Annotated in this window: 5 protein-coding genes; all 5 read left to right on the forward strand. The window is 41.3% G+C overall.

All coding sequences use genetic code 11. The features are described from left to right. Nucleotides 1–550 precede the first annotated feature (550 nt). Nucleotides 551–1,774 (forward strand): glycine cleavage system aminomethyltransferase GcvT, encoded by a 1,224-nt coding sequence (gene gcvT / locus J7K93_13820; GenBank protein MCD6118079.1) that lies wholly within the window; start codon nucleotides 551–553, stop codon nucleotides 1,772–1,774. Between the two features lie 29 nt (nucleotides 1,775–1,803). Next, on the forward strand, nucleotides 1,804–2,529 hold the full coding sequence (locus J7K93_13825; protein MCD6118080.1) for a 2-phosphosulfolactate phosphatase: 726 nt from the start codon (nucleotides 1,804–1,806) through the stop codon (nucleotides 2,527–2,529). A 14-nt stretch (nucleotides 2,530–2,543) separates the two neighbouring features. After that, the gene (locus J7K93_13830; protein MCD6118081.1) at nucleotides 2,544–4,847 is read left to right on the forward strand and encodes a DNA translocase FtsK; all 2,304 of its coding nucleotides are present in this window, start codon (nucleotides 2,544–2,546) and stop codon (nucleotides 4,845–4,847) included. Continuing rightward, nucleotides 4,844–5,485 (forward strand): outer membrane lipoprotein carrier protein LolA, encoded by a 642-nt coding sequence (locus J7K93_13835; GenBank protein MCD6118082.1) that lies wholly within the window; start codon nucleotides 4,844–4,846, stop codon nucleotides 5,483–5,485. Before J7K93_13830 ends, J7K93_13835 begins: the two co-directional genes overlap by 4 nt. Before the next feature lie 224 nt (nucleotides 5,486–5,709). Continuing rightward, nucleotides 5,710–8,020 (forward strand): polysaccharide biosynthesis tyrosine autokinase (locus J7K93_13840; GenBank protein MCD6118083.1); only part of this gene is annotated, 2,311 nt, incomplete at its 3' end.

Below are 8,020 nucleotides of genomic sequence, written 5' to 3' on the forward strand. Positions count from 1 at the left end.
CTCGTTGCGAGATATAATTTTGTGGTTAACCCCTCCGCCCCTGGATTCCCTCTAAAAACATGAGGGAATGACATCCCGGTGGAATGTTGTGGCGGAAATTTTCAGATGCCGGCAAAATATTTCTGCCATATACCTTTATACCTCTATACCAATTTTTTGTTTTATCCTTGTTTTTTCTTTGCGGTCGCTGCGCTCGTTGCGAGATATAATTTTGTGGTTAACCCCTCCGCCCCTGGATTCCCTCTAAAAACATGAGGGAATGACATCCCGGTGGAATGTTGTGGCGGAAATTTTCAGATGCCGGCAAAAAAAATCAATTCTGTCGTGACCGTGAAAGCGGGTATCCATGCAAATAGTTTGTGTTCCTAAACAGGAGTTTGGGAACAAGCGGGTTCAAATAAATAATCGGGGAGTGCCTGAATACAGCAAGATATATATTGACAAATATAATAATTTTCAATAAATTACTTACATACAAAAATATCAGAAAACCCTGATTTTCATGGGTTCCCTTCCATCCTTTAAGAACGAAAAATAAATCAGAAGCGGTGTGGAAAAGGGCGGGGATGAGTGTGTTGCAGAAAATAGCATGTTTGAGAAGGTGAAGGCGGAAAAGGTTCAATTTTATTTGGAAAGAGAGGAAACAGTGGAATCTAAAAAAACCGTACTTTATGATGAACACCTCCGTCTCGGAGGCAAGATGAGTGATTTTGCCGGCTGGATAATGCCATTGTGGTACCATACAGGCCAGTCAATTGAGCATCATACAACAAGAAAAGCCGTAGGCCTTTTTGATATCTGCCATATGGGCGAATTTGAGATTACAGGGCCGGGTTCAAACGATTTTGTAATCAAAATGCTGAGCAACAAAGTCCGGAAACTTAAAGACGGCCGCGCTATGTACAATTTTTTACTGAATGAAAAAGGCGGAGTTATTGATGACTGTATAATATACAGATTCAGGGAAGATAAATGGATGCTTGTGGTAAATGCAGGTACAATAGAAGGCGATTTTGAGTGGCTTAAGAAGAATGTGCCTTCAGATGTCAATTTAAAAAATATAAGTGATGATACTGCAAAAATAGATGTACAGGGCCCTGATGCGCCAAAATTACTTGCAAAGCTGACTGATAAAGATGTGATCAGCGGCTTAAAATTCTTCAGGTTTGCGCAGGATATGGATATTAACGGGATGAAAGTTCTTGTTTCAAGAACAGGATATACCGGTGAAATAGGATTTGAGCTGTATACTGATATTAAAAATGCAATCCCTCTGTGGAATCTGCTTCTTGAAGAAGGCAAAGAGTTCGGGATTCTGCCGTGCGGCCTTGGGGCGAGAGATACTTTAAGGACAGAGTCGGGCCTTCCCCTGCATGGGCATGAACTGCATCCCGATAGAGTTGCAATCGGGCATCCATGGGAGTTTACTCTGAACTTTGACCATGATTTCATTGGCAGAGACGCTATACTTGAGGCAAAAGAGAGAGGCGATTATTCTCATGTATACGGTTTTGTGCTTGACGGGAGGCGTAAAGCAATGCCCGGATATAAAGTCTATCACAATGAAGAGGAAGCAGGAACAGTACTTAGCGGAGTTATCTCCCCCACTCTTGATAATAAGCCCATAGGTTTTATTCTTGTTAATAAAGCCATGGAACCGGAAACTAAGCTTGAGTTTAAACGGGATGAAAATCAGCCGCCGTTATCAGGTACTGTAAAAGAAACACCTCTTGTTCCGGGCACATCGAGAGAAAAGATGGAGAATTTTATTTAATCTGAAAACAGGATTATACGGCAGTATTGATGAAAATAGATGTCGCTTTAGTTCCGGCAGAGCTGGAAAGTATCAGGCTCCGAAATAGTGCAGTTGTGGTTGTGGATGTTTTACGGGCATCCACCACAATGGTTACTGCACTTAATAACGGAGCAGGAGAGATAATCCCTTTTGCCGAGCCGGAACAAGCAGTATCAGAGTCCTCGAAGATGCAGAGAAGCAGTTATCTGCTCTGCGGAGAAAGGCGGGGAGAGAAGCTGCCGGGGTTTGACCTCGGAAATTCTCCTTTTGAGTATAAAAGGGAAATAGTGTCGGATAAGATGCTGTTTTTTACGACTACAAACGGTACTCAGCTTTTCAGATTTGCAGAAAGTGCGGCAAATGTTGCTGTATGTTCTTTTTTAAATATGGATGCAGTTGCAGAGCAGCTTCTTTTATGGGGAAATGACGCGGTTGTTGCGTGTGCAGGTAATAATTCAAGATTTTCTTTGGAAGATTGTCTGTGCGCCGGAATGTTGATTAATAAGGTTGCAGGTTTATCAGACAGAATGGAACTTGCTGATTCGGACAGCTTGTCAGCAGCCGGATATATTTATAATAATTACAGGGATGATATCCTGTCAGCATTAAAAACAGGATTTCACGGAAGATATTTAAAGAGCATTGGTTTTGAAAAAGATATTGCTTTTGCTTCCAATCTGAATACTGTTAATACCGTACCGGTGATGATGAGCGGTAAACTTGTTTTATCATAAAACAGGTAAAATTTATGGCACGAAAATCGAAAAAGGATGATACAAGACAGGAAGTCCTGGGTATTCTGATTATGGCACTTGCCCTGCTTATCTTTCTTGGGCTGGTATCATATAATCCTGATGACTTTCCCAACAGCGGGAACCCGTCTGCAATTAAAAACTGGCTGGGGCTTGCAGGCTCGTGGCTCAGCCACTATCTATACGTTTATACTATAGGTTACTCGTGTCTTATATTCCCGTTTTTATTGTTTTTATTCGGATGGAATGTTTTCCTGCAAAAAGCTTATAAACCGTTCCTGAGAATATCCCTTTACATGCTTTCCCTCGGGCTGTTTTTATCAACAGCTTTGGCGATGCCGGAGGCTGTATCTGATTCAAGCACAAGTTACGGGTTCAAGTTGAGCGGGCTTCTCGGGGCATTTATTGCAGATTATTTGAGCAAGTATCTCGGGATTGCAGGCAGTATAGTCGTGCTTATAACATTTATGGTTCTGTTTCTTGTAACAGCTACTTCATGGAGCATGAGGGAGGCAGTGCTCGGATTCAGGCAGGAGCTTGAAAGCCTGATAAATGACCTGAGGAAGAAAAGGAAACCTTCCGCACAAAAAAGACGGATTACAATAGATCAGCCTGAAAAGAGGGAAGAAGCAGCGGAAAAATCTCCTGAGATCAATAGAAGGCCCCCTGTGATTGACAAACCGGAGAGGAGGCCTCCTGAGGTTTCATCAGGGATGCGGTATGAATCACCTGCAAGGGAAAGCAGTATTGTTCCCGCTGAAAAAGAGCAGCAGACACTAGGCCCAAAGCAGGGAGGTACTTATCAGTTCCCTTCTCTGGAACTTTTAACATATTCACAGGAAAATCATATTGAAATCAACAAAGAGCTTCTTATTGAAAAGGCAAAGTTTATAGAGGAAAAGCTGGGGGAGTTTGACGTCAGAGGTTCTGTTGTAGGCGTGCGCCCCGGGCCTGTTATAACGCGTTTTGAAGTAGCTCCCGCTCCTGGCGTAAAAATAAGCAAATTTATCGGATGCCAGGATGATCTTGCTCTGTACCTCAAGGCAAAGCATGTACGTGTTGTTGCTCCTATTCCGGGTAAAGCTGCTGTTGGAATTGAAGTGCCTAATGACAAATCTGCAATTGTTGATTTAAGGTCAATAATCGGGTCAAAAGAGTTTAAGCACAGCAGGTCAAAACTCACTATTGCTCTTGGAAAGACAATTGAAGGCAAGCCATTTGTAGCTGATCTGTCTGATATGCCCCACTTGCTGGTCGCAGGATCAACAGGATCCGGGAAATCGGTATGCCTTAATACAATCATAGTAAGCCTTTTATACAGAGCTACTCCGGAAGATGTTAAACTTATACTGATTGACCCGAAAAAACTTGAGCTGTCTTTCTACAAAAAGCTGAAGCGCCATCACCTTATGACTCTTGATGATCTGCATGAAGATGTTATCACAACTCCGGGCAATTCTGTGGCAGTACTCAAGAGCCTTGAAAAAGAGATGGAGAAAAGATACAGGCTGCTTGCAAAAGCAGGAGTCAGAAATATAAATGATTTTAACATTGCCGCAGAACAGGGCAGAGTTTTAAAGGAGGACGGCTCTTCTGTTGATAAACTGCCGTTTATCATTGTTATAGTTGACGAACTTGCAGACCTTATGATTACAGCAGCAAGGGATATTGAAGAGCCTATTGCGCGTCTTGCTCAAATGGCAAGAGCTGTGGGCATACATTTGATTCTTGCAACTCAGCGCCCTTCTGTGGATGTTATCACAGGCGTTATTAAGGCTAATTTCCCGTCGAGGATTGCATTTGCAGTAACTTCAAAAACAGATTCACGGACAATTCTTGACAGAAACGGAGCTGAAAAACTGCTTGGCAGAGGAGATATGCTTTTTCTTAATTCGAGAGAGCCTGAGCCTATACGTGTCCACGGTGCATTTATTTCTGCAAACGAAGTGCGTGCAGTAGTAAATCATATTATGCAGCAGCCTTTGGGAAAGGAGTTTAAGCTTTCCGCAGAAGCGGCACATTCAGGAAGAGGTGCAACATCCGGGAGGCATGAGAGAGACGAACTTTTCAGAGAAGCTGCAAAATTAGTTGTAAGGCATCAGCAGGGGTCAGCATCTTTACTTCAGAGAAGGCTCCGCATAGGTTATGCACGTGCAGGGAGGCTGATTGACGAGCTTGAAGATGTAGGAATTGTAGGGCCTTATGACGGCAGCAAAGCAAGGGAAGTTTTGATTGATGAAGAGACTCTGGGATTACTTGAGCAGAATAATTTTCAAATAAAGGGAGATTCGGAGTCATGAAAAAGGCCTTCATTATTTTTATTGTTTTCTTTTTTGTTTACTCAATCTGCTCTGCAGATGAAACACCGGAACAGATTGTTAAAAAGGTTGAGGCTAATTTTAATAAATCAGGAGCAATGAGCATCGATTTTGAAGAAATATACCAATGGAAACTTACAGGCGAGGAGCACACTACAAACGGTAATCTTATTATGCAGGGGCAGAATAAATTTAGGGTTTCCACAGACGATCAGATTATTGTTTCTAACGGCAGCACTTTATGGACTTTCAGTAAACCTTCAAACAGAGTTGTGATTGATAAACTTAAAAAAAATGATAATACACTTTTACCGAGGAAAATTTTTCTTGAGTACACTGAAGATTATCGTGTATTTTCTGACGGCAGCGAATCTTTGTCCGGAACAGAATGCTGGATTTTGAAGTTTACAGATGAAAAAGGTGACAAACTTTTTCCAAAAGTCAGAGTCTGGATTGACAAGCATACATTTATGCCCGGAAAGATAGAACAAAGGGACCTGAGCGGGAATATTACTATTTTTCTGATAAAAAAGATTAAGACGGGTATTGCGGTTTCAAAGAATGAATTCTATTTTAAAATACCGGACGGGGCTGAATTAATAGATTTGCGCAGCATGTAAGAAATAGTGCACATATTGTAGCAAAAATGAGACAGTTTTTTGCCGCCTTTGAGAAGAATAGAATTGGGATTGTTTGTATAAACTCATAAATAATATATAGTTATGTTGATATGTGCCTTTGCTGGTAGTTGTGGTATGGAAATTGCAGTTTTAATAAGATTATTTAGTTTATCCCTTGAAATCCGTTATTTATAAATTTAATAAACTTAAAAGGAGTAAGTCCCTTGGAGAGTTATCAGGAAGAACAGCAGGTATCATTACAGGATTATATAGCGATTATCTACAGAGGAAGATGGATTATTATTGCTGCATTCCTTGCTGTAATGATTTCAACAATCTATTTTACATTTACTGCCCAGCCCGTGTATGAGGCTTCTGCAACGGTACTCATAAAAGAAGAGGGCAGTATGCAGCAGCAGATATTTGATGTCGGCAGTTTTATGAAAAAAGAGACAATGATAAACAATCAGGTTGAGATATTGAAGAGCAGGACTCTTGCCGAGATGGTGATAAAAAGGCTTCAGGAATCTGTTTTTGCTGATTCTCTCGGTGTAATAGGAGCGGGGCCAGAGAGAAAGGGCTTTTCGATAAAGGGTATTATTGCTTCTGTTCTTGGCAAAAAGGGTGAATCTGACAAGGCCAGCCTTAACAATCTGGTTAAAAATTTCAGAGAGAGTGTTATTACGGTTGTGCCCAAAAGAGATACTGATATAATAGAGTTAAAGGCGGTAGCGGGCAGGCCTTTTGAGGCAAGCCTCATTGCCAACACATGGATGCAGGCTTTCAGGGACCTTGACATAAGCGAAAGCAGGAGTGAAGTAAGCGGTGTTCGGCAGTTTCTACAGGAGCAGCTCGAGACAGTGCAGAAAGAGCTTGCACATTCTGAAGAAGCTTTAAAAACATATAAAGAAAAAGAAGGAGTCACAGCTCTTGATGCAGAAACCGAGCAGCTTATTAAGAATCTTGCGGATTTTGAAAGCCTGTACAGAAGTGCGCAAACAGACCTTCAGGCTAATGAAAAGAGGCTTGCCAATCTGAAAGAGCAGCTTGGAGAAAGCAAAAAGAATTTTCTTTCAACAAATCTTTCCAGCCCTGTAATTGAAGAACTGCAGAAACAGATGGCACAGCTTATTGCTGATATTGCAGCTTACAGGCAGCAGCTTGAGAGTTCAAACCTTTTTGCTGATAAAGACAATCAGAATAAACTGAAAGAAAGAGAGGACAGGCTTAGTGGAATCCAGAAAAAGATTGTAGAAGAGAAAAAGAAGATAATAGAATCTGGAATGGGTACCCTTAATCCCATGGCAATATCGGAAAACCTGGTTACTACAATCCTGACAATTGAGACAGAAAATACTGCAATTAAAGCGAGAACCCGTGAACTTAAATCAATTGTTGCGCGGTATAATAAACGGCTTAACAAACTGCCTGAAAAGAGCCTGAAGCTTGCAAGGCTTAAAAGAGAAGCTACTGTAAACAACAGTATATTTATGATGCTCCGTACAAAGTATGAAGAAAACCGTATTGCAGAAGCGGGGCAGATAGGTTCCATACGTATTGTTGACAAAGCATCTCCGCCGGAAAATCCTATTAAGCCTAAAAAGAAGATGAATCTGATCCTCGGTTTTTTCCTCGGCCTTGGGCTTGGCCTCGGCATTGTTTTTACTATGGAATATATTGATACTTCATTAAAGACAGTTGAAGAAGTTGAAAAAAGAGGCATAACAGTACTGGGCTCGGTTCCCCTTATATCTCCGAAAAATCTTCAGCATTCGGTAGTAAACGGCAGCAACGGAGAAGCAAAACAGATAAAATCCAGGCTTATAACACATTTTGAGCCTAAATCGCCTGTTTCAGAAGCATATCGTACATTCCGTACTAATGTACAGTATATTCAGGTTGATAAACCTGTTAAGGGTGTTGTAATTACCAGCGCAGGCCCGGGAGAAGGAAAATCAACAACAGCTGCGAATCTTGCAATTGCTTTTGCACAGATGGGGGCAAAAACCCTTATTGTTGATACTGACCTGCGAAGGCCAGTACAGCATGGTATTTTCGGAGTGGAGAGAGGTGAAGGTTTTACAAATGTGCTGTACGGTAAAATTGAATTAAAGAATGCTGTAAGGGATACTGAAGTTGAAAATTTATGGCTTTTAACCGCTGGAGTAATTCCTCCGAATCCTTCTGAACTGCTTGGTTCTGAAGTTATGGGAGATTTTATCAAAAAGGTATCAAAAGAGTATGATATGGTGATATATGACAGCCCGCCTGTAATTGCAGTTACAGATGCTGCTGTGCTTTCCGCAAGGCTTGACGGAGTAATCCTGGTTGTTAAATCAGGGACTACAAAGAATGATGCCTTGTCAAGAGCTGAGATTCTTCTCGGTAATGTTAATGCCACATTCTTCGGAGTTCTTGTTAATGGTATTGATGTAGACAGAATGTACGGTTCTTATTATTACTATTATCACTACTATTATTACGGTGACGGCGATAAAAAGAAAAAGAAAATAAGGGGGAAAAAGGAGACGGTAA

The organism is bacterium (assembly GCA_021158245.1).
GTDB lineage: Bacteria > Zhuqueibacterota > QNDG01 > QNDG01 > QNDG01 > QNDG01.

Excerpts from the sequence above, each read along its gene's own strand:
- J7K93_13830 (MCD6118081.1), top strand. The coding sequence starts at position 2,544 with ATGGCACGAAAATCGAAAAAGGATGATACAAGACAGGAAGTCCTGGGT.
- J7K93_13825 (MCD6118080.1), top strand. The coding sequence starts at position 1,804 with ATGAAAATAGATGTCGCTTTAGTTCCGGCAGAGCTGGAAAGTATCAGG.
- J7K93_13835 (MCD6118082.1), top strand. The coding sequence starts at position 4,844 with ATGAAAAAGGCCTTCATTATTTTTATTGTTTTCTTTTTTGTTTACTCA.